Source organism: Bartonella tribocorum (assembly GCF_002777915.1).
In the GTDB taxonomy this organism is placed as follows: Bacteria; Pseudomonadota; Alphaproteobacteria; order Rhizobiales; family Rhizobiaceae; genus Bartonella; species Bartonella tribocorum_A.
The window spans coordinates 19,160-45,807 of record NZ_NJGE01000007.1 but is presented as its reverse complement, the minus strand read 5'-3'; the positions used below and the strand labels follow the sequence as shown (position 1 = coordinate 45,807).

The 26,648-nt window shown below is 40.6% G+C and carries 26 protein-coding genes and 2 pseudogenes; 3 read left to right on the top strand and 25 right to left on the bottom strand.

From position 1 onward, the window contains the following. Positions 1-120: 120 nt before the first annotated feature. The 13 genes and pseudogenes from CER18_RS04170 to CER18_RS04115 all read right to left on the bottom strand — a co-directional run bounded on the left by CER18_RS04170 (position 121) and on the right by CER18_RS04115 (position 11,842). Complete coding sequence (locus tag CER18_RS04170) at positions 121-384, bottom strand: type II toxin-antitoxin system RelB/DinJ family antitoxin (RefSeq protein WP_100128830.1); 264 nt, start codon at positions 382-384, stop codon at positions 121-123. A gap of 76 nt (positions 385-460) precedes the next feature. Beyond that, positions 461-739, bottom strand: coding sequence for a hypothetical protein (locus CER18_RS10435; RefSeq protein ID WP_245410046.1), 279 nt, complete (start codon positions 737-739; stop codon positions 461-463). 15 nt (positions 740-754) lie between these two features. Further along, positions 755-952: a hypothetical protein gene (locus CER18_RS10430; protein ID WP_245410045.1), complete on the bottom strand. Its 198-nt coding sequence runs from the start codon at positions 950-952 to the stop codon at positions 755-757. Between the two features lie 22 nt (positions 953-974). After that, positions 975-1,214, bottom strand: a complete 240-nt coding sequence (locus tag CER18_RS10425) for a hypothetical protein (RefSeq protein WP_245410044.1) — start codon at positions 1,212-1,214, stop codon at positions 975-977. A gap of 134 nt (positions 1,215-1,348) precedes the next feature. Next, a complete protein-coding gene (locus CER18_RS04160; RefSeq protein ID WP_100128829.1) occupies positions 1,349-1,987 on the bottom strand; it encodes a Fic/DOC family protein in 639 nt (212 codons plus the stop codon). Beyond that, positions 1,974-2,162, bottom strand: a complete 189-nt coding sequence (locus CER18_RS04155; RefSeq protein WP_100128828.1) for an antitoxin VbhA family protein — start codon at positions 2,160-2,162, stop codon at positions 1,974-1,976. Before CER18_RS04155 ends, CER18_RS04160 begins: the two co-directional genes overlap by 14 nt. Before the next feature lie 195 nt (positions 2,163-2,357). Then, positions 2,358-2,608: pseudogene (locus CER18_RS04150) on the bottom strand (HigA family addiction module antitoxin). 348 nt (positions 2,609-2,956) lie between these two features. Continuing rightward, positions 2,957-4,327 carry a phosphoglucosamine mutase gene (gene glmM / locus CER18_RS04140; protein ID WP_100128827.1) on the bottom strand — a complete coding sequence of 457 codons (1,371 nt, stop codon included), beginning with the start codon at positions 4,325-4,327 and terminating at the stop codon, positions 2,957-2,959. 514 nt (positions 4,328-4,841) lie between these two features. Beyond that, positions 4,842-7,010 (bottom strand): ATP-dependent zinc metalloprotease FtsH, encoded by a 2,169-nt coding sequence (gene ftsH, locus CER18_RS04135; protein ID WP_100128826.1) that lies wholly within the window; start codon positions 7,008-7,010, stop codon positions 4,842-4,844. Between the two features lie 114 nt (positions 7,011-7,124). After that, positions 7,125-8,612 carry a tRNA lysidine(34) synthetase TilS gene (tilS, locus tag CER18_RS04130; protein ID WP_100128825.1) on the bottom strand — a complete coding sequence of 496 codons (1,488 nt, stop codon included), beginning with the start codon at positions 8,610-8,612 and terminating at the stop codon, positions 7,125-7,127. Positions 8,613-8,630: 18 nt separating this feature from the next. Beyond that, on the bottom strand, positions 8,631-10,379 hold the full coding sequence (locus tag CER18_RS10005) for a tol-pal system protein (protein WP_100128824.1): 1,749 nt from the start codon (positions 10,377-10,379) through the stop codon (positions 8,631-8,633). A 24-nt stretch (positions 10,380-10,403) separates the two neighbouring features. Then, positions 10,404-10,922 (bottom strand): peptidoglycan-associated lipoprotein Pal, encoded by a 519-nt coding sequence (gene pal, locus CER18_RS04120; RefSeq protein ID WP_100128823.1) that lies wholly within the window; start codon positions 10,920-10,922, stop codon positions 10,404-10,406. Positions 10,923-11,146: 224 nt separating this feature from the next. Then, on the bottom strand, positions 11,147-11,842 hold the full coding sequence (locus CER18_RS04115; protein ID WP_100128822.1) for a DUF1013 domain-containing protein: 696 nt from the start codon (positions 11,840-11,842) through the stop codon (positions 11,147-11,149). A 375-nt stretch (positions 11,843-12,217) separates the two neighbouring features. Between CER18_RS04115 and CER18_RS04110 the strand changes: the two genes are divergently transcribed. Next, a complete protein-coding gene (locus CER18_RS04110) occupies positions 12,218-12,964 on the top strand; it encodes a YebC/PmpR family DNA-binding transcriptional regulator (RefSeq protein ID WP_100128821.1) in 747 nt (248 codons plus the stop codon). Positions 12,965-13,030: 66 nt separating this feature from the next. Here the strand turns inward: CER18_RS04110 and CER18_RS10695 are convergent, their stop codons facing one another. The 12 genes and pseudogenes from CER18_RS10695 to CER18_RS04055 form a co-directional block, all read right to left on the bottom strand. Then, positions 13,031-13,153: a hypothetical protein gene (locus CER18_RS10695; RefSeq protein WP_280951565.1), complete on the bottom strand. Its 123-nt coding sequence runs from the start codon at positions 13,151-13,153 to the stop codon at positions 13,031-13,033. 139 nt (positions 13,154-13,292) lie between these two features. Continuing rightward, positions 13,293-14,618: a Tol-Pal system beta propeller repeat protein TolB gene (gene tolB / locus CER18_RS04105; protein WP_100128820.1), complete on the bottom strand. Its 1,326-nt coding sequence runs from the start codon at positions 14,616-14,618 to the stop codon at positions 13,293-13,295. A 43-nt stretch (positions 14,619-14,661) separates the two neighbouring features. After that, entirely contained in the window at positions 14,662-15,885 is a 1,224-nt protein-coding gene (locus CER18_RS04100; RefSeq protein ID WP_100128819.1) for a cell envelope integrity protein TolA, read from the bottom strand. A gap of 106 nt (positions 15,886-15,991) precedes the next feature. After that, positions 15,992-16,444: a protein TolR gene (gene tolR / locus CER18_RS04095; protein ID WP_100128818.1), complete on the bottom strand. Its 453-nt coding sequence runs from the start codon at positions 16,442-16,444 to the stop codon at positions 15,992-15,994. 15 nt (positions 16,445-16,459) lie between these two features. Beyond that, positions 16,460-17,173, bottom strand: coding sequence for a protein TolQ (tolQ, locus tag CER18_RS04090; RefSeq protein ID WP_100128817.1), 714 nt, complete (start codon positions 17,171-17,173; stop codon positions 16,460-16,462). 704 nt (positions 17,174-17,877) lie between these two features. Further along, a complete protein-coding gene (ybgC, locus tag CER18_RS04085) occupies positions 17,878-18,318 on the bottom strand; it encodes a tol-pal system-associated acyl-CoA thioesterase (RefSeq protein WP_100128816.1) in 441 nt (146 codons plus the stop codon). 212 nt (positions 18,319-18,530) lie between these two features. Then, complete coding sequence (gene ruvB, locus CER18_RS04080; protein WP_100128815.1) at positions 18,531-19,622, bottom strand: Holliday junction branch migration DNA helicase RuvB; 1,092 nt, start codon at positions 19,620-19,622, stop codon at positions 18,531-18,533. Between the two features lie 13 nt (positions 19,623-19,635). After that, positions 19,636-20,250, bottom strand: coding sequence for a Holliday junction branch migration protein RuvA (gene ruvA, locus CER18_RS04075; RefSeq protein ID WP_100128814.1), 615 nt, complete (start codon positions 20,248-20,250; stop codon positions 19,636-19,638). A 13-nt stretch (positions 20,251-20,263) separates the two neighbouring features. Continuing rightward, positions 20,264-20,779: a crossover junction endodeoxyribonuclease RuvC gene (gene ruvC / locus CER18_RS04070; protein ID WP_100128813.1), complete on the bottom strand. Its 516-nt coding sequence runs from the start codon at positions 20,777-20,779 to the stop codon at positions 20,264-20,266. Positions 20,780-21,977: 1,198 nt separating this feature from the next. Beyond that, positions 21,978-22,242: pseudogene (locus CER18_RS04065) on the bottom strand (DUF1465 family protein); the annotation flags it as partial. Between the two features lie 19 nt (positions 22,243-22,261). Then, complete coding sequence (locus tag CER18_RS04060; RefSeq protein WP_100128812.1) at positions 22,262-22,780, bottom strand: DUF1465 family protein; 519 nt, start codon at positions 22,778-22,780, stop codon at positions 22,262-22,264. A 184-nt stretch (positions 22,781-22,964) separates the two neighbouring features. Continuing rightward, positions 22,965-24,107, bottom strand: a complete 1,143-nt coding sequence (locus tag CER18_RS04055) for an OpgC family protein (RefSeq protein WP_100128811.1) — start codon at positions 24,105-24,107, stop codon at positions 22,965-22,967. Positions 24,108-24,459: 352 nt separating this feature from the next. Between CER18_RS04055 and CER18_RS04050 the strand changes: the two genes are divergently transcribed. Together CER18_RS04050 and CER18_RS04040 are read left to right on the top strand one after the other, a co-directional pair. Then, positions 24,460-25,122, top strand: coding sequence for a thiamine phosphate synthase (locus tag CER18_RS04050; RefSeq protein ID WP_100128869.1), 663 nt, complete (start codon positions 24,460-24,462; stop codon positions 25,120-25,122). 992 nt (positions 25,123-26,114) lie between these two features. After that, on the top strand, positions 26,115-26,480 hold the full coding sequence (locus tag CER18_RS04040) for a helix-turn-helix domain-containing protein (protein WP_100128810.1): 366 nt from the start codon (positions 26,115-26,117) through the stop codon (positions 26,478-26,480). The last annotated feature ends 168 nt before the right edge of the window (positions 26,481-26,648 follow it).

Genomic DNA, 26,648 nt, shown 5'->3' with positions numbered 1-26,648 from the left:
GTTTGCGTACATTATTTAATATACGGAATACCCGCAAATTGTCAATAAAAATCCGTGATACCCGTAACTATAATGATATAAATTAAAAGCTAATTTGCTTTAAGTAAATGATCAAAAATATCAAATATCCAAATCACGAAACAAATCATCCATATCTTTAGCTACATATATATCTTCTCTTCTTTCACTTTTTTCAAAAGTCTCAAGTGTTTTTGCATTAGGAACATACATATCAAACGGCAATCCTTTTTCATTAACAACTTTTGTTAAAGCAATCCGCATAAAATCAGACACCGTAAGTCCTAGATTTTCCAATATTTCATGGGCTTGTTTTTTTAACGTCTTATCTATGCGTGCACGTACAACATCTTTTTCTACACTCATATTAAACCTCCTTTGATTATCTCTCTTTTGTCATATGGCTTAATCTGGCTATAAAAATAAGATTTTATTCCTTGCCTTACCGTGTCACATCTTTTGACTTTGTACGCGTCTTAGCATTGTTTTTCTCTTTTATATGTCTCTGTTGTAAAAATTTAATCGCTGTCTGAAACTCTTTTATACGGTCTTTGTCATGAGACTGTTGTTGAGGGAGCACTTTTGATAAATCAAAATCTTGTTTATGAATGGCATCATGTCCAAAACGTTTGTCCAAAGCACTTTGAAGCTCTGAAAATTCTTGATGAACCTGCTCTGGTATTTTAGAATAAGTAGTCTGGCCAGCCTCTACATTTTTCATATAAGTCACTGCTTCTTATGAAAGTGACGGAACTTCAATTTTCAATCTCTCACGATCACGTGTAACCCTATCCATATGGATCTCATAGGAATTTTTATAAAAGGATTGAAGCTCTCTTATAGTAGAAACAGCAAGAGGAACATTATGAAGCGCTGCTTCACGCTCTTTTCCTGCTGTTTTAAACCGATCTATCAAACGATCTGACCCACGCAATTCACCGGCTTTCTCTAGAGACTTAGCTAAAAATATCAGGGAGTTTATCGCCTTTCCCTGCTAAAATTGTTTGCTCAATTTTGAGTGCAGCCGCTTGGGGGTTTTTATAGATAGATGCTAAACGATTGTTCAATTCTTTAAACGTATCAATATAAGATTTTTCATTTCTAAGAGCACTGTGCACTTTTTGTTCTAGATTAGAGTTATCTATATAAGTCGCAAGGCATGGGGCTTTTTCTGTTGCTCTTGAAGCAACATTCAAATCTTTTTGTGATTGTTGAAGTTTAAGTTCTTCTTTTTGTGATTTCGAAAAACCTGTCTTAACTTTATTAAAAATAGTTGTAATTTTTTCCTTTTGTTTTTCGGATAATTCCTTATTGTTCTGAACATCAAAGGCTATTTTTCCCCTAGACCTTGAGAAACACCAACACTTTTATTTTTTGTAAATTCAGTAAGGTTCTTACGAATAAGCTCAGACAGTAATTCAGAATTACCAAAATGTGCCGCAATTGATGCCTCTATCATTTCCTCTCGCGTGATACCGTCCCAGTTGATATTATAACCAGCTTCATGAGCAAGTTGCTCCATAAATTCACGTTGAGTACGCCCATTTCCCTCTCGAAACGGATGCAACGCATTCAACTCACCCATATAATATCCAGCCCTTTGGCTAAATTTATCCATATCAAGATCACGCAGATACTGTTCTTTTGCAAGCTTTTGTGTAATCTTCGGGGCATAACTTTCAATCTGATGATAACTAGCAAACATACTATTGCCTTTGGCAATATCCACTGAACGAATTTGTCCCGCCCACTCATAGATGTCACCAAACAATTTTCTATGGATCTCTTTCATGTGCCCCAGATCAAACTTACCCCTAATAGGATTACGCTTAAGTTCAAGAGATCTGGTATAAGTAAGAGTAGACTCTACACGCTGCAGTGTGGCTTTGTCTTTAATACCAAACCGATTATACAACACTCCGGTTTTAGGATCAGTATAAGGATCATCGCTCCCTTTATACTTCCCCACGTTTTATCCGTTCTATATAATCTTTTATGATATCACTTATTTCAAGTTCACCTATAATATAACGCTCTACTTGAGCAACGACCTGTGGATCTGGTTCCAATCCCTCTAAACGTTGGCTTGCTAATGCATTTTTAGCAGCAAAGCGACGCCGCTTAATTTCGTCTTCACTCAACATATAAAATCCTCCTTTGGCTTATCTTCATTATGGCTCGAATAGGCCACAGACACAAGATTTTATTCCTTATCTTTACCGTCTCACATCTTTTGATTTTATACGCTCATATGCGTTGCTTTGCTCTTGTATATCTCTCTGTTGCAAAAATTTAACCGCCATTTGAAACTCTTTTATGCAATATTTATCATGAAACTGTTATTGAGAAATTTCTTTTAATAAATCATGATTTGTTTGCAGTGCGAGCCAAGCAGGTGCTGTGCTTACGTTAGATATTTCAAGCCTAATAGCAAGATTAGCACTCATAGCGGTTTTCCCATTTATAAAACTCTAGAAAGTGCTACACGAGATATACCAAACCGCTCTGCTGCTTCATTAACCAATAAACCAAGCTCTTTGATCACATCTTCACATAATAATTCACCAAGATGTGAAGGATTCTTCGTCATTGTTTCAATTTCCTTTTTGATGATAATCTAGATAATCAACCATTTAAACATCTACGCCATCAAAGCGAAATATTACACGACAATTTCCATTAACAATAACCGACCAATAATCCTTGAAAACACTTTTTAGCAAATACAATCAAAAGGACTCATAACTTTAAATCTTTTGGGGATACATCTCTTTCAAAAACACCTAGAACAGCATAGGCAATTCTAATCCCTTTAGTCGTGCCAGTATTATAGAAGGCTTCAATCCTTTTATGTTTAAATCCTAAAATCCTATAGTGTGTAACACGACAAAAATACAAAAAATTTATTATTTTTATATCACATGGCTTTCTCATCTCTTTATTTTTCAAGTGCATCACCCAAGCAAGTATCATGATGAATAATAACATCCATCAACTCTGTCACGACCGTATTCAACACTTCTCGTGCATCGCCTTCAGCCATAAGGCGGATAACCGGCTCAGTTCCAGAAGCACGGATTACCAACCTTGCCTCTTTTCCCAACCGCTTCTCTGCTTGATCAATAGCCGTTTTGACAGGATTTTTTTTCAGGACATTTTTATTTTTAATTGTTACATTTTTTAAAATTTGCGGTACAGGTTCAAACCGTTGACACAATTGGCTCATAGGGCTTTGACTTTCTTTCATACAAGCTAAAATCTGCAAAGCTGCCACCAACCCATCACCCGTTGTCCCAAAATCACTCAGCACAATATGCCCCGAAACCTCACCTCCAACATTATATCCCTTTTTGCGCATGGCATCGACAACATAACGATCTCCAACTTTTGTCCTGATAAGATCCAACCCTTTGCCATTCAAAAACCGCTCCAGTCCCAGATTTGACATAATCGTTGTGACAACCCCATTGCTCCGTAACCGTCCCATTTTATGCCAATTTTCAGCAATCACAGCAATCAACTGATCTCCATCAACCGTTTGTGCCTTTTCATCAACAATGAGAACACGATCACCATCTCCATCAAGAGCAATCCCTACATCCGCACGCACTTCATGCACTTTGCGTTTTAAAGAGCTTAAATCGGTTGAGCCACATTTTTGATTAATATTGGTTCCATTAGGTTCATCATGAATCGCAAAAACCTCAGCCCCTAATTCCCATAAAGCACGGGGTGCCGCTTTATAGGTAGCCCCATTAGCACAATCCACAACAATACGCACAGCATCTAAGCGAACATCACGGGGTAGAGTTCGTTTGGCATATTCAATATAACGATAAATATCCCCCTCAACCCGTTTTGCGGAACCAATTTCGGCAGAACTTGCTAAAGATTTTGAAAGATCTGTATCGATCAATTGTTCAATTTTTGCTTCCATCTCATCTGAAAGTTTAAAACCATCAGGGCCAAAAAGTTTAATTCCATTATCATAGAAAGGATTATGAGAAGCAGAAATCATCACCCCAAGATCCGCGCGCAAAGAACGACAAAGCATTGCAACAGCAGGTGTTGGTACGGGCCCCAATAAAAAAACGTCCATCCCCGCCGCAGTCAATCCTGAAACCAAAGCATTTTCCAACATATAGCCAGATAACCTCGTATCCTTGCCAATCACCACACGACACGATTGATGTTGTGAACGGAATAAAAACCCTACAGCCATCCCCACCTTCATGGCAAAATCAGGTGTCATAGGAAATGAATTGGCTTTTCCGCGAATCCCATCTGTACCAAAATATTTTTGTACCATGCCTCTTTCCTTTATACGTCTTCCCTTGGGCTTTTTTTTAAACTCTAACAACAGCCCCTTGGTACAATAGGCTCCATCACCTTATACCCCTCACCTTATAAATAAAACTAACGTGCCTCTCATCTTTTTAGATCATCAAAAATCCTCTTCACCATCGACACATCTAAACCACGCGCAACCAATGATGTTTCTACATCCCACCCCTAAAGCAACATTCTCTTCTAAAAAAGCTTTACAACATCCCTTGGCTGTCCCTTAAACACAACCAAAGAATAATCTTACACCCTTGATCCAAATCACACAGCAATCCATCATCACATCTCACACCCTCAACCCAACCCGCAAGGCAACAAACCACCTTATCCCCTGCTAAACCGTCATAATACAACAGCTTTGCTTAATTTTTTCTTCCATATTTTGGTAAAGATTACATCAAAGGCGCAAGCAATGCTCGCGCCCTTCTCAAAGAATTTAAATTTTTTTCCAAAACATAGTCAATCAAGCGTTAAGGTTCTTATTTTTCTTTATTAGACCCCACGGGTTTTGACTTTTTTTCAGCATTGCCTTTATTTTGAGAGTGATTGACTGATTTGGTGGAACCTTTTGCACTTTGTGCTTTTTTCTCAGCTTCATCCGATTGCGCTTTTTTAGACTCAGTATCCTTTGATTGAGTACCGCTGGACTTTGTCGTTTTCTTTCCAACAGCGCCCTCTGCCTTGCCTACCTCACCTTTAACGGTCTCTGCTTTATGGGCAGCTGTTTTAGGGGCTGTTTTGGCGTCTTTTTCATCAACCACAGAGCCCTCTGCCTTGACTGTTCCAGTTTTTGGAACAGAAGAAGTCCGTGGTGGTGCACTCTCATCTTTTAGCGTCCGTGAAGGAGGTTTTCCTGCAATGACCTCGTTAATTTCAGCACCCGTTAAAGTTTCATATTCCAATAAGCCTTGAGCTAAAGCAAACCATTCTTTTCTTTTTGTTTTCAAAATATTGGTCGCATTTTTATAAGCATCATCAATAAGCTTACGCACTTCCATATCAATCATGCGTGCTGTTTCTTCAGAGACATTTTGTGTTCGCGCAACAGAATGGCCTAAAAAGACCTCATCTTGGTTATCGCCATAAGCGACATTTCCAAGCAGATCAGAAAATCCCCACCGTGTGATCATGGCCCGTGCTAATTTAGTTGCTTGCTCAATATCAGAAGAAGCCCCCGATGTGATATTTTCCTTTCCAAACTTCAATTCTTCAGCCACACGCCCGCCCATCATGATAGCCAAACGCGAAATCATCCACCGATAACTCATGGAATAGCGATCACCTTCAGGCAATTGCATCACCATTCCCAATGCCCTTCCCCTTGGAACGATTGTTGCTTTGTGGACAGGATCAGCAACCGGCACATTGAGAGCCACAATAGCATGTCCTGCTTCATGATAAGCAGTGAGTTCTTTTTCCTCTTGTGTCATAGCGGTTGAACGACGTTCAGCCCCCATCATCACCTTATCTTTTGCATCTTCGAATTCTTGCATCGTCACGACTCTTTTATTACGGCTTGCAGCCATAAGAGCAGCTTCATTGACAAGATTCATCAAGTCGGCGCCGGAAAACCCTGGTGTTCCCCTTGCCAAAACTTTCAAATCAACATTCGGCGCTAAAGGTACATTACGCACATGAACTTTCAAGATTTGCTCACGACCAGAAACATCAGGGTTTGGCACAACAACTTGTCGGTCAAAACGTCCTGGTCTCAATAACGCAGGATCAAGCACATCGGGGCGGTTTGTTGCAGCAATAAGGATAATACTTTCATTGGGCTCAAACCCATCCATTTCGACCAGCAACTGATTTAAGGTCTGCTCACGTTCATCGTTTCCACCCCCCAGTCCAGCACCCCGATGGCGTCCCACCGCATCGATTTCATCGATAAAGATAATACAAGGCGCATTTTTTTTAGCCTGTTCGAACATATCACGTACACGGCTCGCCCCAACACCAACAAACATTTCAACAAAATCAGACCCTGAAATGGTAAAGAATGGCACATTGGCTTCACCCGCTACAGAGCGCGCTAATAGAGTTTTACCGGTTCCTGGAGGACCAACAAGCAAAACACCGCGTGGAATACGCCCCCCTAAGCGTTGAAATTTTTGTGGTTCGCGTAAAAATTCAACAATTTCTTGGAGATCTTGTTTGGCTTCTTCAACGCCAGCAACATCCTTAAAGGTAACACGTCCTTGCGCTTCATTAAGCAATCTTGCCTTTGATTTCCCAAATCCCATTGCGCCACGTGATCCATTTTGCATTTGTCGCATAAAAAAGACCCACGCCCCAACGATAATAATGACAGGCAACAAAGAAAAAAGGAGATTGAGGAAAATACTATTTCCAGAACTTTCAGGAATAGCTTTAACATTGACGTTTTTGCTTTCCAATTTTTGTATCAGCCCCGGATCACGTGGCGCAAAAGTTGAAACAGTTCTATGTTCGATAGTTTTTCCTGTTAACTTTTGACCTTGAATAGTCACCGATTTTAGTTCGTTATTCTCAACTTTTTGCAAAAATTCAGAATAGGAGACTTCTCCACCACCAGAACGTTGGCTCTCTCCATTAAAGAAAGAAAACGATACAATCAAAATCAAGGCAATAACTCCCCAAATGAGGAGAGAGCGGTAATTGGAATTCATATTCAGCCCACTTAATCAAAAATAGATTTCAAACAGTTCCCTTTAACATATAACCTTGTAAGCCCCTTGCCAAGGGATGAGAGACGGTTTATTCTCTTTTAAAGTCATTTTTCTTTATCTTTTCACCTCAAGATTAAAAAAAGGTTCCACAACATTTACCAGCGCAGCATCTTCACGTGAAGAAAGCCAATCGAAAGGCGCCATAATCCGCTTGATGATAACATTTTTATGAATAATCGCTTGAGAAATCAACTCGGGAATATCACACCCTTTATCGTTTGAAATCATCAGCAACGATTGTAAAGAGGGGAAATGAGGCTTTTCAAGATCAAAATCGCTCTTTTGCAATAAAATTTTGAGCTGTTCTAAATTTGCTGCTCCAACCTTTATAGCTTCAGATCCATGATTGGCAATCTGATAGCGCCCATCCCATAAAACAGCTTCATTGGGCGCTACAAGAGCTTCTTTCATATTTCGCCCTTCACGCCACAAAGCAATGCCTGCTTTGTTATATTCAATAACACAGCCCGCATAAGTAAAACGCCGCTTTTCTGGAGAATGGAGACAGAGTTTTTGAACCAGCATGCTCAATTTTTGATTGGGGAGCAAATAACATCCCCCACCCATCAACACTGCAAAAAGCCCAATAACGAAAGAAAAACCGGCATTTTCCTGTAAAAATGGCGCAGGCTTTTTGATAAAACAACGCCCATATTGAACCGTAATATCTAGAGCGAAGATTAAATCGGCCATATTTTGCGCTTGTTGACGACGTTGCAACGCGGCTTCATTTATTTTTTGAGCAATATCAGCAAGCTTTTGCGAAGAAAGAGATTGGCGCACACGCACACGTTCAAAATTGCGATCTTCATTGGTTGGATCATCAATCCATGTTTTTCCTTGTAAGCGTAAATAATTCCGCAATGTTTGGCGTTTTATGCCAAGAAGCGGTCGAATCAAACGCACTTTTCTGTGTAACAATGCCTCACGCGGAATACAGGATAAACCACGCTCATAGAGAACCCCATAGCTTTTTTCAGCAAGATCGCTTCTCGTTTCTCTGGCATAATCTTCACCACACATCGAACCAGTTTCATCGCGCAACGCTCCGGCAAAACCACTCGCAAGAATACCATCACGTCTAGTATCAACTTCACCATGCAGTGCACCTCTACTCTTTTGAAGACGTTGATACCGCATTTGATAGGTTTCCACCTGATCATTGAGTGTATGCCCCGTCATAATAAGGGATGCACCTTGTTCTTGCGCTTCCTGAACCAAAAGATTATAGCGTGCAACACGAGCGCTGAAAGCAATATGTGTCTTTGGTTTTTTGCCTTCCCACCGCACAGTGATATGTTTAATGTGATGGGCCCGACAAATCTCCGCAACAGTTTCTGCTTCACGCGCTGATTCTCTACGCAATTGGTGATCAATAGTAACAGCAATCATTTCCGGAGGAACTGAGAGCATTTCAAAATACTCTTTGAGCAAAAACATCAAAGCCAAAGAATCACTTCCCCCTGAGACAGCAAGAATCACCTTTTGACACTGAATAAAATCCGATGTTTTAAAGAGATTTCTTGCCAGTCTAACGCACACCAAAAACGACCTCGCTACTTATCTTGCGGATTTACAAAACACAGACTCTAACATTTGATGACGTTTTTTGTTTTTTGCAAAAAGAGCACAATCTTCTTCATTCGTCTCAAGGGTGATCATACTTCTTGCCAATTTCAGCAAAATTTCGGAAGTATAGAGCTTCTTTTTATCGGCATACCATGCGGTTAGATAAACTTGTGCTGCTTCATGATAGCGTTTCTGTCCCAACAAAGATTCAGCCAACCAAAACAAAGCATCATCACTCAAAGGATCTTTTTTGTAACGATTTTGAAAAGCGCAAAAGCTTTTTTCAGCAGCAACATAGTTGGCAGAACGAATAAAATCATACCCTTCCTTATACAAAGCTTTGGAAGAAGAAAGAGTATCACTCTGATGGGCTGCAATATGAGCACTTACGTCATGCACTTTTTTTAAAATCTTCCCTGTTGCCGCTGCATCATGGTCTTTTACATCAGCAACCTTTGTCTGATCATCCGCGCTCAGCTCTTGAACTCTCTCTTCTTTTACAGTCTGAGATTTTTCATCCAAAGTAGCACTTTCAACGGAACAAGAATAAACAGAAGTGTCTTTTTTATCAAAAAGCCGGTGAAATTGCTTGTTAACATTTTTCAAATTGTTATGCTCAAGCACCATCCGTATCTTATGCAAAAGCTTATCTAAATCATAATCTTTAAATAAAACTTGTTGATTCTCTAAAATAATTCCTTGATGCGTCAAAACACCAGAGGCTTTTTCTACCCTCTCGGAAGCAGCCTTATCAGCAGCATCAGAAGCTTTCTTCACTGCATCTGATGCCTTATCAGCGGCATCAGAAGCTGCTTTATCGACAGCATCAGAGGCTTTCTTCACTGCATCTGATGCCTTATCAGCGGCATCAGAAGCTTTTTCCACTGTATCGGAAGCTGCCTTATCGACAGCGTCAGAGGCTTTTTCCACTGTATCGGAAGCAGCCTTATCAGCAGCATCAGAAGCTTTCTTCACTGCATCTGATGCCTTATCAGCGGCATCAGAGGCTTTTTCCACTGCATCAGATGCTGCCTTATCAACGACATCAGAAGCTTTTTCCACCACATCGGAGGCTGCTTTATCAGCAGCATCAGAAGCTTTTTCCACTGCATCAGAAGCAGCCTTATCAGCAGCGTCAGAGGCTTTCTTCACTGCATCTGATGCCTTATCAGCGGCATCAGAAGCTTTTTCCACTGTATCGGAAGCAGCCTTATCGACAGCGTCAGAGGCTTTCTTCACTGCATCAGAAGCTGCCTTATCAGCGGCATCAGAAGCTTTCTTCACTGCATCAGAAGCTGCCTTATCAGCGGCATCAGAAGCTTTTTCCACTGCATCAGAAGCTGCCTTATCAGCGGCATCAGAAGCTTTCTTCACTGCATCTGATGCCTTATCAGCGGCATCAGAAGCTTTTTCCACTGCATCAGAAGCTGCCTTATCGACAGCGTCAGAAGCTTTTTCCACTGCATCTGATGCCTTATCAGCGGCATCAGAAGCTTTTTCCACTGCATCAGAAGCAGCCTTATCAGCATCGGTGGCTTTCTTCACTGCATCTGATGCCTTATCAGCGGCATCAGAAGCTTTTTCCACTGCATCGGAAGCTTTATCGGTAGCACCAGCTTTATCCGTATCATGTGCTGGATATTCAGAAGCTTTTCGTGCCGCACTTTCAACAAATGAAGTAGAACAAGCTATGAAAAGCGCCATATAAAAGAGTGTTTTCCAATTGATTTTACGATACATCCTTTTCTCCCCTTAAGAGCTCATTTAACGACTGTTCATATCACTCAACGTTGTCACAGCACGTCGATTTTGATTCCAACAGGAAATATCATCACACACTGCTACAGGTCTTTCTTTTCCGTAAGAAATTGTTTGAATCCGTTGTTCAGACACACCAAGAGACACCAAATAATTTCGCACAGCAACAGCACGGCGCTGTCCAAGTGCCAAGTTATATTCACGTGTTCCCCTTTCATCAGCATGACCTTCGATCATAATAGAATAATAAGGATAATGAAGCAACCATTCTGCTTGGCGCGTTAAAATACGTTCAGCATCCGCATCCAATGAAGAAGAGTCGAGACTAAAAAACACACGGTCCCCCACATTAACCGTAAATTCTTGTCCTGAACCTGCGCCCTGATTCAAAGCAGCATCATTCATATAAGCGCCATTCATACCATTAAATGCACCAATATTTTTTTTGCCACACCCAACCAAGCACAGTGAGAAAAAAAAGAGCATAGCTAAGGAATGAGAGAGAGTATTTTTGGTAGAGCGCATAGTTTGTTTCTCCTCGAATTTCGTAAAGAAGGGTGAATTCTTAAAAATATTTTTTAAGAATAACCATTAATTCCTAATGAAGACGAAATTTTTCTGTTTTTTTGTCATCATTTTTCAGTCTCTGCCAATTTTTCTTCCCTCCAGCTCTTTTTCTAACATTTCCCAGCTTTTTCTCTAACATTTTTATGAGAAATTGAGAATATTGTCCTTATACATCATGATGTTTAGGCATCCTCTTGCTCTTGACGCTCTTTTTGCAACGCGTTTAATTTTGCAAAAACTTTATCAGCATCAAAAGTCTCAGGTGAATTTTCTTCACTTTCATTTTCCTCTAGAACAGCGTTTTCCGTCACAGAAGCAGGAAGCAATGACCTATCTTCCTCTGCCGCAACAGGGCGATTTTTCGCCGCGCGCTGGAGTTCAAAATCCAGATCGATTTGCGAACACAAGCCAAGACCTACAGGATCAAGAGGAGACAAATTCGCACTATTCCAATGAGTTCTGAAGCGGATTTGTTCAATCGTTGCTTTTGTTGTCCCGATTAACCGTGCAATTTGTGCATCTTTCAACTCGGGATGATTGGTGACCAACCATAAGATGCCATTAGGACGATCTTGACGTCGAGAAAGAGGGATATAGCGCGCTCCTTTACGTTTTTTTTCAGGAATATGCACCCTTGATTGAGAGATTTTCAAGCGTGCGTTTTGATCTGCCTCCACCCGTGCAATTTCACTGCGCGTCAACTGCCCAGAACTAATCGGATCAAGACCTTTAATCCCATAAGCTGCCTCTCCATCGGCAATAGCTTTTACTTCCAAGACATGCAATTTACAAAATTCTGCAATCTGCTCAAAAGAAAGAGCTGTATTATCAACCAACCAAACAGCTGTTGCTTTGGGCATCAAAAGTTGCGTTGCCATTTTTATAAATCCTCTTCTGCGCCTCTTCTATGACGAGGCAGGTTACCGCCCACTCAAGAGCACTGGAACTTCTTAATTATATATTTGTTTTTTCCACCCACTTTTATCAATAAAGCGAGACATGGAATAAACCATTTTGCCATGAGATTATATTCTGTTATAGCGTGATTTTTTCTCAACGACAAGAGACCTCTCTTGGAATGATCCTCAACGAAGGTATCTTTACCTTTAAGATGAATTTTCTTATAAAGGATTTATTCGATTATTTCACCTCATGCTGTGGCACATTTGTTTTAGTGGGATGCGTGTTTTATCGCCTTAAATTCGAATAAAGCATCCAACTGGAAGAACAACCCTCAAACAGGAAGGAAAACTATGGCAGGCCATTCACAATTTAAAAATATTATGCATCGTAAAGGGCGTCAAGATGCAGTGCGCTCGAAAATATTTTCTAAGCTTGCACGCGAAATTACCGTAGCAGCAAAACAAGGTGCTCCTGATCCAGCCATGAATCCACGTTTAAGGCTGGCTGTCCAAAATGCCAAAGCACAGTCAATGCCAAAAGATAATATTGAACGCGCGATTAAAAAAGCTTCAGGAACCGATGTCGAAAATTATGATGAAGTACGCTATGAGGGTTATGGACCAGGTGGTGTTGCCGTCATTGTTGAAGCTTTAACAGACAACCGTAACCGCACTGCTTCGAACATACGCGCCGCCTTCACCAAATCAGGAGGCGCCCTAGGGGAAACAGGCTCTGTCAGTTTCATGTTTAATCGGATTGGAGAAATCATTTATAAACCAGAAACAGGAACAGCAGATCATATCATGGATGCAGCCATTGAAGCCGGTGCTGAAGACGTACAATCAGAAGAAAGCGGCCATCATATTACCTGCGCATTTGAAGATATTGGTGAAGTTTCAAAAACACTTGAAGCAAAACTTGGAGAAGCAGAATCGATTAAAACAATTTGGAAAGCCACCACCCTTGCACCAATCGACGAAGAAAAAGCTTTATCCGTTTTACGACTGATTTCAACATTAGAAGAAGATGATGATGTACAAAATGTTTATGCTAATTTTGATGTCAGTGATGAGATTTTAGCAAAACTGTCCCTATGATGCACATCATTGGGCTCTCTCTTCACCTATGAGAGACTGAAAAAGTCTGTCACCTCTCCTCTTTAGTCACAAATATAAAAGCCCCGCATCAAGAGCGGGGTCAACTATTTGTGCAATAAGAAAACCACAATCAATCGCAAAAAATATAACCAATTGCCGATAAAAGCGGATTGGAGAAAATAAAAGCATAAAGCAAATACCCTTGAATGCTCAAATAGTTCTGATGAACAAAGCATACAAAACTCTATAGTCTGACACTTTTCTTCTATATTCTAAGAATGCCCCCTACAGCTCCCTCTTTATGATTTGTTTTTTAAGAGCATATTTTTTATTGTATATTGAGCAATGGCGACCATGCTGGATCGGAAGCATCATTGGGTGTGGGGAGTTGACGTTCATTGCGTCCCGTAATGTCAATGGTATAGATTTTGGGTCCCATGCCTAGATTTTTGCGAAAAAACATCAAGACACGTCCGTTAGGAGCCCAAGTGGGGCCTTCATTATGAAACCCTGTGGTTAAAATGCGTTCTCCTTGTCCATCAGGATGCATCACACCGATAGAGAATTGTCCACCTAATTGTTTTGTAAAGGCGATATAATCCCCCCGTGGAGACCAAATGGGTGTAGAATAGCTTCCCTCACCCGAAGAAATACGCTGAATATCACTGCCATCCGCATTCATTTTATAGATTTGTGGCTTTCCACTACGATCTGAAGAAAAAACGATTTGTTTTCCATCTGGTGAATAAGAAGCAGAGGTATCAATGGCAGAAGTTGTTGTCAATCGCGTCATTGTGCGGGTGCGTAAATCCATGGTGTAAAGATTTGCACTGCCATCATTTTGCAACAAACTCATGATGACCTTTTGTCCATCAGAAGAAAAACGCGGAGCAATTGTCATGTTATGAAACGTTCCAATCAACTCTCTTTGTCCCATTTCAAGTTGTTGGAGATAAACATGAGGCACTTGATTGTCCTCATAAGCCATGTAGGTCATTTCTTGTCTTTTAGGTGAAAAACGCGGTGTAAGCACCAATTCACTTCCATCAGACATATAAATCAAATTGGCACCATCTTGATCCATCATTGCTAAACGTTTAATGCGTGCATTTTGGGGGCCTGTTTCATCGATAAAAACAATTCTTGTATCAAAATAACCACTTTCTCCTGTCATCTCACTGTAGATCTCATCTGCGATCATATGGGCCACACGCCGCCAACGTTCTGTTGCGGTATAAAAACGCCGTCCTTTCAATTGTCGCTGTCCAAAAACATCCCATAAACGAAAATCAACCCTTAAACGCCCATCGATTTCTCTCATGACTTGCCCCGTCACCAAACCTTGCGCTTTTATTTTCTGCCACGAAGCAAAATGCGGTTGTTTATTCGGATTAGAAATTTTTTCAAAAAAATTTTCCTTATCAAGCGGCAAAAAAAGCCCCGACCGTTCAAGATCCGCTGTTACCACAGCCGTTATTTTAGATCCAATCGAATCATTGGAAATAAAGTCTGTAATTGCAATGGGAATGGGATTAAAATCAGCGCTTGAAATCGTTCCTTTCAATTGCGCATAAACTGATGAAACACTTGAAAGCCACAAACCACCAGTGACTATAAACCACGTAAAAACTTTATGTCTTGTTATAGTCATCATGGAATGTGTCCTTTCGTTAAACGAATTTATTTTTTCTCATTTATCATCTTATTTCGTGGAGGGGATCAACATTAAAGTCAAAACCCTGCCCCCACAGGTCATATTGATCACGGGGAAGATCTGCATAAGGTTGACATGAAAAGACAGCCGCATACACCTGCCTTATCATAATCGCTTGTTGACTCTCAAGACCGCTTACGGGCTCAATGATAGGGTCGCCCATAACCATCCCTTCACGGTCTAAGTAAAATCGCAACCGCACAATGGGACGGTTTTTTAAATCGCCACCAAGTGCCACAAGTTTAAGCTTCTGTTGAATGCATCCCCCCGCAATATTGACCAATGTTTGTGCCATTTTTGTGGTATCATTAATATTTTTTCTTGCACCCAAAGCTTCTGGTGTATGAGACCGTTTTGCTCCCCCTCCTTGTGAGCGCGCACGATTGAGCAAATTATTGTCTTCTATAGCTAAAATATCTTCAATAGTTTGTTTCTCTTGATTTTTCTTGTTAAGCTTTGGCATCTTTTGCTTCAATGCACTCTCTTTCTTTATCGGAACTCCTTCGTCAAATTTTGGTTTAAACTGTGGAAGAAGAGGTTTGTCTGGAAGTGCAATTTTAGGGGCTTGCTGAACAACCTGCTCTGCTGGTGCCTTTTGTACCGCTGGAGCCAATTCTTTCGGCGATATTATCTCTTCACTTTTGTACGCAGGCTTAAGAATAAGCTTGGACACATCCTCTGGTACCTGCGAAGGCATCTCAGATGCAAGCTTGGACGCATCCTCTGGTACCTGCGAAGGCATCTCAGACGCAAGCTTAGACGCATCCTCTGGTACCTGCGAAGGCATCTCAGACGCAAGCTTAGACGCATCCTCTGTTTTTTCCTCTACTGGTTCTGTAAGCTTAGATGTTTCTAATGGATCGCTTGTCGGCGGGGGTGTTGTCTCAACGGAATGCGGCTTTTCTTTTGGCTGAAGAGGCGCAAGACTATCCCGTTGTCCTTCTCCAATATGACGGGCATCTTCTTTTTCTTGGGGTTTAGTGGTTGGTTTAACGGCAGGGACTGCATGGATAGGGGCTTCCACGGAGCCTTGTTGAGAGGAAAACTCTTCCATCAAAGGAGCAAGAGTAATGGGAATTTCTTCCAATGGTTGTGGTAAAGAAACAGAGTTCATGAACTGAACGGCGCCCCAACTGAGAAAAATAACATGGACCACAAGGGATAAAACCAAGCCTCGTTTCATGCTATGATAGGAGTCTTTGTTCATTTTTTATGCCTTCATTGATACCTTGTATTTTTTCACTTTTAACCACGCTTTTCTCTTTTAAAACATTTAAAAACAATTCGTTATAGACAATTTTATTGTTTGTTATTTATTGTGCGAGACTTGCTAGTGCCACTTGAGAAAACCCTGCCTTTTGAATATCTGCAAGCAGTTTTAAGACTTGTTGATATTCAACAGTTTTCGCCACCCGCACAAAAATCCGTTGGTCTTTTTGTGTTGCATCTGCTTCCAGAAGCGCTTTAAGCTGTGCAATCAACGCCTGTGATGTTTCATAATACTCTTGATGAATGGCAAAGCGCCCCTGCGCGTCAAGTGAAACCGTAAGGGGCGCTTTTTGCGCGCGGACGGGTCCTGCTTGACTGCGTGGCAAATCCAAAGGAACACCGTTCACCAAGAGGGGGGCAGAAACCATAAAAATAATGAGCAACACCAGCATCACATCCACAAAAGGGGTAACATTGATCTCACTCATCAATTGGCTTCGTGAATGATGCCGCCTACGGATCTTTTTTCGAGAAGAAGAAGCAACAGAAATTCCCATGGCTAAGCTCCTTGTTTATAAAGGGGAAGGTGTTGTGCGTGTTTCATCAATACGCCGCGAGACAATGGTTGAAAATTCATCAGCAAAATTTTCTATTTGTGTAATGATGCGCGCACTTTCATGGGTCAACTTATTGTAGGCAATAACAGCTGGAATTGCTGCAAACAAACCAATAGCCGTTGCCAAAAGTGCTTCTGCAATCCCTGGAGCGACAATGGCAAGAGACGTATTTTGAGAAGCTGAAATCGAAAGAAAAGACTCCATAATCCCAATCACTGTTCCAAAAAGACCGATAAAAGGTCCCGCAGATCCCAGTGTTGCAAGAAAACTTAACTTTGATTCTATTTTTTCACTTTCACGCCCCAGCGTTAAATCCATCGCCTTATCAATTCTGCTCTGCAAACTTGTTGAAGTATGGGTCCCTTTTTCAAGAGATTTTTTCCATTCAACCATTGCCGCCATAAAAACAGCAGATATGCTATTGGTCCGTTGAATTTTACATGATGCATACAGATCTTCTAGCGCTTTGCCTGACCAAAATGTCCGTTCAAATTGCTTTATTTCACGCCGTATTCTCCGATAGGTAAAAATTTTATCAAAAATAATAGCCCAACTCCAAATGGAAGCAAGCAGCAACCCAACCATAACAACTTTAACAACGAGACTCGCTTGCATAAATAAATGCAACATTCCCATTGTTTCCGGATTCGTTAGTTCTACATGCGGCATAATTTTTGTCCCTCTAAATGAAAGGTTCATTTCCTAAAATTCTATAAAACAGATTGTTTTATAGTTTCTAAATTTAAGTAAAAAACCTTAGTTTCACATAAATCCATGCGCTAAAACAAGACCTGTTTCTTAAATTTCTTTAAAAAGTGAGTACGAGAACATCCCTCAATACACCTCACTCCCATTTCACAACGGCATAAAACCCTGCCCCTTCCATAAAATAATATAAAGCATAATATTCAATCTATTATGTATCCCCATCTTTAGGTTAAGAACGCTAAACGATCATACGGTGTTCCCAACTCAAAATGTTGCGATAAGTCTTGGCTCTTGAAAAGCTTTATAAAAGATAATTTTATGCTTTTCTCAATCCTTATTTGTCCTCCACACACTAACCCCGCCTGTGACAAGAAAAAAGCCTTTTCACTCTCTTACTCCATGAAAACCAACCCCTTCATTCTTTTGGCTCACTTGCGATATTGGTCTTTGATGAGATTGAAGAGAATCTATTTTAAATTTTTACCGCTTTTTCAATGATTTATATTACTCTTTTATGCAGAGAGTAAGGAAATGGTTTTCATTGTTTCAATAGAGAAAAGATTTGAAACAAGACAATTTTACGACACCCAAAATTTTTATTAAAGCTGAAGAATGCTATATTCTCTTTATAAATCAAAATGTTGTATATTCAACGCACAACAGTTTTAACCCAGCATTTTTGCAAAAAGCTCTTTGGGTAAACGTCGTGGTTTTGCCTCCTCATTAATCAGAGCAATTTCAACTTTCGCTGTTACCAAAGTGGTTGCCTCATGTACAATAGATTGTTCCATAAAAAAGCGTGCCCCTTGGATATGATCAACACGCGTTTTAACGACTAAAAGATTATCAATTTTGGCTGGTCGTGAAAAACTAATTTCCATATGGCGCACAACAAAAAACAGTTTTTCCCCCTCAGTTCCTGCAGCTAACATCTTATTATTAAAACCGGCATCCCGTAAAAACTCTGAACGTCCCCGTTCAAAAAATTCCAGATAACGAGCATGATAAACCACACCGGAAAAATCTGTATCAGCCACATAAACGCGCACCTGAAAATTATGAAAAGCATTTTTATGATTGCTCTTGAAAGGCGTTATTTCTGTCATTGACTTCATGTCCCATAAAATCATTTAGATAGCAAATTGTTTATTAATCAAGAGATTCAACACATTTTTGTGTTGAAGTTATGAAAAGCCAAAGAACAAAATCCTCCATCGTTCCAAACCTTTTCAGTCAAAACACAAGGACAGGCAGAACGCTTCTTATCTTTATAAGCGTTTGCGATAAACCATCGGCACAGTTTTTTTTAAAAGATACCTCAGTCATCTTCCCCATCCCATAAAGTTGCCTGAAGTGAAGCATTGTCTTGAGCATCAGAAAGTTGAGTACGCTTTTGTATAGATGTTGAAGCAGGCGCAGAAAGCCCTAAATGGCTCCACGCCTTTTCAGTTAAAATGCGCCCACGAGCGGTTCGCTGAATAAAGCCTTGTTGGAGAAGATACGGCTCAACGATATCTTCAATAGCATCGCGTGGTTCTGATAAAGCAGCAGCAATGGTTTCAATGCCCACCGGTCCCCCTAAAAAAGTTTGCGCAATCAGGAGCAAATAACGCCGGTCAAGCGGATCAAGCCCCAGATGATCGACCTCAAGGCGCGAAAGGGCTTCATCAGCGATTTCTCGATCAATTTGTTTTGCTTGTTTTACCAAAGCAAAATCACAAACGCGCCGTAAAAGCCGTCCAGCAATACGCGGGGTTCCTCGTGCTCGGCGTGCAATTTCATGCGCACCATCATCACTGATCTTGACAGCAAAAAGCCGCGCATTACGCTGTACAATATATTCCAATTCTTCTATCGTATAAAAATTAAGACGAATGGGGATGCCAAAACGGTCTCTCAGCGGTGTGGTCAAAAGCCCCAACCGTGTGGTTGCCGCCACCAAAGTAAATTTAGCCAGATCAATTTTAACTGAGCGTGCTGCCGGTCCTTCTCCAATGATCAAATCAAGTTGATAATCTTCCATGGCTGGATAAAGAATTTCTTCAATCGCTGGATTTAAGCGATGAATTTCATCAATAAACAAGACATCGCGTTCTTCAAGATTGGTCAAGAGAGCAGCCAAATCTCCTGCTTTAGCAATAACTGGTCCTGAAGTAGAGCGAAAATTAACGCCTAATTCTTTTGCCATAATCTGTGAAAGCGTTGTTTTTCCCAATCCCGGTGGTCCTACAAACAAAACATGATCCAACGCTTCTTGCCGCGTTTTTGCAGCTTCAATAAATATTTTTAAATTTGCCCGCGCCGCCTCTTGCCCAATAAAGTCATCAAGAACTTGTGGTCTTAAGGAACGATCCGGATCGTTAGGAAGGGAAGCGGGCCCCAAAAGGCGTTGATCTTCATCTTTATGCATTGTTACCTTTTATTCAAGTAGGAGAAGAAAGCAATTTGAGACTATGGCGGATCAGCAAAGCAGAAGACACGGTTTCCCCCTCAAGAGCATTCATCGCAAGAGCAAGAGCGCGGGCTGCTTGCTCCCGTTCAAAGCCTAGCTTCATCAGCGCGGAAAGCGCATCATGGGTAGGTTGATTGGTCATCTCCTGCTGAGGAATTGAAACAGTCTTGACCGTCTGTTCAAAGGGAAGCGTTTTACTTTTTAATTCCCCCACAATTCTTTCACTAACTTTTTTACCAACGCCTGGTGCGCGACTAATCATCGCCACATCGTTTAAGGCAATGGCTTGTGCAAGTTCATCGGGCGATAAAGTCCCCAAGATTGCTAGAGCAACCTTTGCCCCTACACCTGGAACATTTTGGAGCATACAAAACCACTCCTGTTCAGCTCTTGTTGCAAAACCAAAAAGGCGGATTGCCTCTTCGCGAACATGGGTTTCAATAAACAGACTTAATGCCTCCCCAACAGAAGGCAAAGAAGGACGCAAGCGATTTGAGATAAAAACAACATACCCCACACCATGAACATCAAGAACGATATAATCCTCAAAGATATGTTCAAGCGTGCCCTTTAACTTGCCAATCATGGTGTCATCCCAATCATATCGCCATCCTTGCCTGATAAGATTGATCAATTCTCTTACGATGCATGCTATGGCAAAGAGCAAGAGCAAGGGCATCTGCCGCATCATTGCTATTAAATTCAGCCCGTGGAAGAAGAACTTTTACCATCATATGAATTTGTTCTTTAGCACCATGCCCAACACCAATAACCGATTTTTTTACTTTGTTGGGCGCATATTCAAAAACAGGACAATTTGCTTGCGCAGGAACCAGCAGTGCAATGGCACGCGCCTGCCCAAGTTTTAGTGTTGCTGTAGCATCTTTGTTGACAAACACATGTTCCACCGCAGCTTCATGGGGCATAAATTGATGCACAACCTCTGAAAGACCTTTATGGATTTGACAGAGTCTAGAAGCCAGATCACACTGTACATCAGAAGAAACCGTCCCTGCTGCAACAAACTGAAGACGATTGCCCGCAAGATCGATAACGCCCCACCCCGTATACCGTAGTCCTGGATCAATACCTATAATACGAATCGTCTCTGCCATAAACGCTAGTTTATACACTTTTCCCCCTTTTGAATAAAGGCTTAAGCCGCAAAGAAAACAGCCGCAAAACATAAAACCAGTAAAAAGAAGGACATATGTTATGAATTATACAGTATAACACACGAATAAACAGCAGGCTTATGAGGCACAAATGCAATCCAATAAAACCACCTCACAAGCAAACAAAAGAAATGCATAAAAATTCCCTTTTATCTCATCGCCCCCTTCTATCTGATCTTCAATGTCATAACAATTACACCACCACAAGCAAACAAAGAAAGAAGCTTGTGATTTATAAATGGCAAAAATGCTTCTTAAATGCTTTCAATGGACGGTATAGAATTCACGGGGTCTTTTTATGTTATACCACCCATGGATATGGACATGAACAAACATTGCGAAGTATTTTTTTACAGGTCCCTCACAGCACAATAACCCCTCACAGCACAATAACATTGTAGGAAGAGCATGAGACACGGTGGAGCCTATAAAGCCCCCCATGATCCCCCATAGAGCTTTTACAACACTTTATTTTGTGATTTTGGATGTTTTATTTTCCGTGAAGAGAGCCCCTCCTATACCCCTCCCCCTTAAAACTGAGAGAACCCAAAAACGAAAACCCAAAAAACAAGAACAATGCATCATGATCATGAGAAAACGCATTAATTGAAAAGAATAATATCCCAGCATTTTTCATGTTGAATGAAAGTTCTAAACATCAAAAGATTCTCTCATTGTAAACCTGCTTTATGGTGTATTAATCAAAACCATTCCCTTCTACGTCATAAGCGAAAGAGCCATGTGACACTGTACGAGAAAAGACATGCTTCTTATCAATCATCTTCAAATATTAAGAACTAGTCATAACATGAGAGGCTAGCAAAATGTATGATAGAGCTGAATTTGATAGCAATATAGCAATAAAGCGTAAAAATGGAGGGTTCAATGGCTTTTAGACATTTTATGGGGAAAGTTATACACTTCATAGAGAGATAATTTACCCTTATACCATTCACGGATGAGCGCCACAAAAAGGAAATATGACGCGCTTGTAAGAGATATTTCTTTAAAGAAAGAAGCGTGCAGGGCAGATTAGCAACACCAGTATATCCGGTTGAGGCATTCAGTATAACACACGCTTTCCAGTTTTATCTGTTCTGGTGACATTTCCCCTTCACGCAAACCAAGGGAATATCCTCTAAGATCCCCCAAAAGCGGTTTTCAGCAATTCGATTTGTTTGCCTACTGGATTTTCATCACTCAAGTCACAGGAAGCAGCCGTTTCCCACCCCGCGCGCATATACTTGATGCGTGCCTCTCAAACGCAATGAATGCGCAACAAATTGGCAGAAAATTTCTGAAAGTTCGTTCCAATAAGGAGTTTCAAATTCTAAGGTCGGGGTATGAAGAAAGACTTTGACGATTTCTTTTTTTATCTGTTCTGGTGACATTTCCCCTTTGCGCAAAGTAAGGAAATATCCTCTAAGATCCCCCAAAGGCGGTTTTCAGCAATTCGATTTGTTTGCCTACTGGATTTTCATCACTCAAGTCACAGGAAGCAGCCGTTTCCCACCCCGCGCGCATATACTTGATGCGTGCCTCTAAACGCAATGAATGCGCAACAAATTGGCGGAAAATTTCTGGAAGTTCGTTCCAATAAGGAGTCTCAAATTCTAAGGTCGGGGTATGAAGAGAGACTTTGACGATTTCTTTTTTTATTTGTTCTGGTGACATTTCCCCTTCTCGCTCTGCCCGAAGAAGAAGGAGTTGAGAGGCAATTTGCATAAGTCGTGTACTTAAATACATTGCCTCTTTTGCATAGACTGCAGAAATCTCTGCTGAAAGGGAACGTGCCACTAATTTGCCTTCTGAGTCAATGTACGCTGCGGTTTTTTCAATCAGCGCCATTGTCTCTTCATAAAGACGATTAAAAGCATTTTCAAAAGCATTATGCTCAATCATGATAATAGGTTCATCATAGGGACGTTTATGTACGCTCACGCTTTTATACTCCAAGTATCAGCACAAAACCACACCACTCAACGAACAGAGTCTTAAAAAGTTTCTTTTGTTGCTGTATAGAATGCTTTTTTTTTGAAATGACTACCTCTTTTAAATTTTTTGCGCAATGGACTTTTTATACTAAGGTTAACGCGGCCGAACAAGCACCTTGGGAGCGTTTTTCTTATAAACGGATCAGTTTCCTTGAAAAGGCTCTCTGTAAAGACTGCCGTTTTTCATAATAATAGGCCACTCCAAATTGCAGGACAATACCTGTTATTATTAAGAGGCTATCGGAAAAAAACGTTCCTGTCATCACTATTTTTACAATTTGTCCAAACATCGCAAAAATAGTTCCTGTTACAAAGACTGGTAAAGGATGTTTTCCCAAAATTGCTAAAGGATGTTGCTCTGAAACATAAAACCATTTATTGACGCGCGGTAAGCACACAATGAGAAAGGATAATGCAAGAACATGGAGCAAACGTGGCAAGCTTAAAAAGGTTTTATTAAAGTTGATCAACGGCGAAGACCAGCCCAACCATCCCAAAATGCTCCACCAATTTAAGCGAACCCATAACAGTGCCAACAAGAGATATCCTACCGCACAAACCAGCCAAAAAGATTGAAAAGCGATTGTTTTTCCTTGTTTAAGCGCTAAAGTACTGGTCAAACCGATAACAAATAAGAATTGCCAAGAAAAAGGATTCAAAAACCATTTTCCTTCTATAGGATAAGAAGGGGGCGCAATTTGATAAAGTCCGCAAACAAGATAGAGTATAAATGAACCCCACAACAGGCACTTTGTCTGTTTACAACTCAAATATAGGATAAAAGGTGCAAAAAACATCAAAACGACATAAAGCGGCAGAATATTATTATAGCCTAACTGATGCCCCAAGCTTAAGGTGCTTAAAAATGCGATAACAGGCTCTGTAAAAAAGAGCCCTACATTATTTATCGCTAACAGCTTTTCTGTTTGCCATAAGAAAAATGCTCCTAAAAATAGGCTTAACGTGACAAAAGTAGTCAAAAGATACGCGCCATAGAGTTGAAAAGCTCTCTGCCAATATTTTCGGATAATAAAAGCAAAGGGCTTTTGTTCTAACCGCCCATGAAAACTTAATCCCAGCGAAATCCCTGAAAGTAAAACAAAAATCTCTGCAGAATCAGAAAAGCCAAAATTTTTATGGGTTATATGCTCATAGAGAGTACCGGGGATATGGTTGATGAAAATCGTCAACAAGGCTAAAGAACGAAACACATCAATGCGTGTATCACGACGAAAAGGCTGCGGATTATGATCAACAACAGCTTGGTATTTCATCAATGGACTCCCACACGTCACAAAGCCCCTAAGTCACATAAAAAAGTCGTCACGCTCATCACAATAAGGTAAGATGAAACTTTAACTTTTAAGAGTCAAGTTTCTTTTTAAGTGTTATTTTTTAAAGGCAAAAGGATAAAAAACACCCATGCATGTATCACGACGAAAAGGTTATATCGTATACTTAACAACAGCTTGGTATTTCAAACATCTTGCTATTTCGTCAATGGACTCCCCCACATCTCCCCTTGAAATCATGGGAAAATAGTGGTTACGCTCATCGCAAACAAACATGAAGAGGATGAAAGTTTAATTTTTGAGCATCATTTTTTATAAAAATCAGGGATATGGCATGACACAACAAAAAAATAAACCGATTGAATCCCCTCTTTTTCCTCAATTGGTTTTAACCTTCGATGTTCGACGCAACACCCCGCACGACTTTTTGCGTCCTATTTTGCAAACAAAGTCTTTTGCATGCGTCATTCTTTATGATTCTGAAAAGCAAAAAGATGATGGCTCTTTTCTACAGCAACAAGCGCAAATTTACGCAGAAGATATTCAAAACAATGACGCCGCTCTTCTCATCGCTGATGACAGCCGCATTGCTGGACGTATAAAAGCTGATGGTTTGCATATAGAAGATGATTTTAACGCGCTTGAAAGCTTTAAAAATCAGCAAAAGGAACAAAAAATCTTAGGCTTTGGCAATCTACGCAATCGTCATAGCGCCATGCTTGCAGCAGAAACAGATGTTGACTATCTTCTGTTTGGCAAATTAGGGGCTGATAAAAAACCCCAAGCGCACCCTCGTAATCTCCAATTAGCAGCATGGTGGGCAGAAATTATGGAAACCCCTGCCATTATTCAAGCAGGAAGCGATTTCGCAACCTTTGATGAAGCCTTAAAAACTGGATGTGAATTTGTTGCTGTAGAAGAAGTTATTTTGGGGAACGACAATCCCTTACCGCTCCTAAAAACAATGCAAGAAAAATGTGAAAACACCCCCTTATAAAGCCCTTCCTTTTTAAAATCGGCTCTTAAATCTAAAGAAAAAGCCTCCAGAATAAAACGCACGCCCCCCCAAAAAAACCATGGCACTCCACCGCATCTCATAGACCCCCCACGTTCTTTAAAGACAAAGAAACAGTCGCCCCCTGCTCTTCTTCAATAGCCAAGCGGTGGTGCAAATTTTAATAAAGAAACCGCTTGTGAATTCATTACCGTGGAAAAAATCATTTTAGACCTTTTGATAAGCACGGGGCTGATATCATGATTTTGGTTATCGTTCCAGAGAGGTTAAAAGGCGGATAGGCTCTCATTAAAAAACTATCTTTTATTGTAAATTGTCTCAAATTCCTTTATGAGTTAAAGGCTATTTTGGTCGTATATGCAACGATCAAGAGGGCTCTAAAGCCTGAAAACGCAAACATGAATTGATCCGGCTTTGCGGGTGTCCTGAAATTCCGGGAGTTTTTGCTCTGTCCAGGTGCTTGTCCGCACTAAAAGCAAAAAAAGCTGACTAGAACTCAGTATTTTCAAGCTCCCGGAATACGCATGCGAGGGCGCTCGCAACCGGCGGGAGGGTAAAATGCAAACCAACAAGCTTAATTAACGACATTTTCATTGGCAAAGAAAACACACTATATCATTTACCCGCGCAAACAATCTCCAGTAAGAAAAATAGTTATGCTTTATTACTTGCATCAAAATTACTTGCATCAAAACCACACGGACTCTCATTAAAAACTATTTTTTATTGCCAACCTCATGAAATTCCTTTATGAGTTAAAAGGTGTTTTGGTCGCATACGCAACGACCAATAGGGATTCAAAAACCCGAAACCTCGTACATCAATTTACCCCGCTTTGCGGGTATCCCGGAATTCCGGGAGTTTTTGCTATGTCCAGGTGCTTACCAGCACTAAAAGCAAAAAAGCTGATTCGAGGTCAGTATTTTTGACTCCCGGAATACTTATGCGAGGGCGCTCGCAAACCGGTGGGGAAAATGCAAAATCAAAATCTTAATATTGATCTTTTTGTTGGCAAAAAAATTCGCTTGAGACGACAAATGCTAAGAATGTCTCAAACAACTTTAGGGCACGCTTTAGGGATAAGCTTCCAACAAGTTCAAAAATATGAAAACGGCTTAAATCGCGTAAGCGCGGGGCGGTTAAAGGAAATTTCCGATATTCTTAATGTTCCAGTTTCCTTTTTCTATGCAGATATTGTCACGAAACAACAGCCCCCTTATCATCATGATGAAATCATCTCCAACACAGAAGAATACCAACTACTCAAAAAATTTAGAGTTTTGACAACTGTAAAAAAGAAAGCCATTTTACAGCTCATTTCTGATGAGAATACAAACTAAAATCATGCGATAGCGGCGCATACCACGCTCTATTCAAAGTCTCCCCTTTTGTGAACGCTTTATATTGCTTGCATCAAAAAACACGCTGCTTTTCGCTTTACAAACCTATACATTAAGAAACATTCTTTTTTATTATCATTTACCTAAAAATTACTTTATGTCATTGAG